Below are 320 nucleotides of genomic sequence, written 5' to 3'. Positions count from 1 at the left end.
AATCCTGTCTTCCCGACCAGTCCTAGTGGATATTAACATTATGGGGCCTTAGCTCAGCTGGGAGAGCGCCTGCTTTGCACGCAGGAGGTCAGCGGTTCGATCCCGCTAGGCTCCATTTACTATTTATAAAAATGGCGGTGTAGCTCAGCTGGCTAGAGCGTACGGTTCATACCCGTAAGGTCGGGGGTTCGATCCCCTCCGCCGCTATATTATTAATGGACCCTTAGCTCAGCTGGTTAGAGCAGACGGCTCATAACCGTCCGGTCGTAGGTTCGAGTCCTACAGGGTCCATTTTATTAACATGGAGGAATACCCAAGTC

Annotated in this window: 3 tRNA genes; all 3 read left to right on the top strand. The window is 51.9% G+C overall.

The features are described 5' to 3' along the window. Window positions 1–42 precede the first annotated feature (42 nt). Window positions 43–115, top strand: a tRNA-Ala gene (locus tag COD92_RS31425). Between the two features lie 18 nt (window positions 116–133). Further along, a tRNA-Met gene (locus COD92_RS31420) sits at window positions 134–207 on the top strand. Between the two features lie 10 nt (window positions 208–217). After that, window positions 218–291: transfer RNA gene (locus tag COD92_RS31415), tRNA-Ile, on the top strand. Window positions 292–320: the final 29 nt, after the last annotated feature.

This window comes from Bacillus sp. AFS037270, from assembly GCF_002585305.1.
Note: the sequence above shows the minus strand (reverse complement) of the source record. Positions and strands in the feature narration are given on the sequence as shown.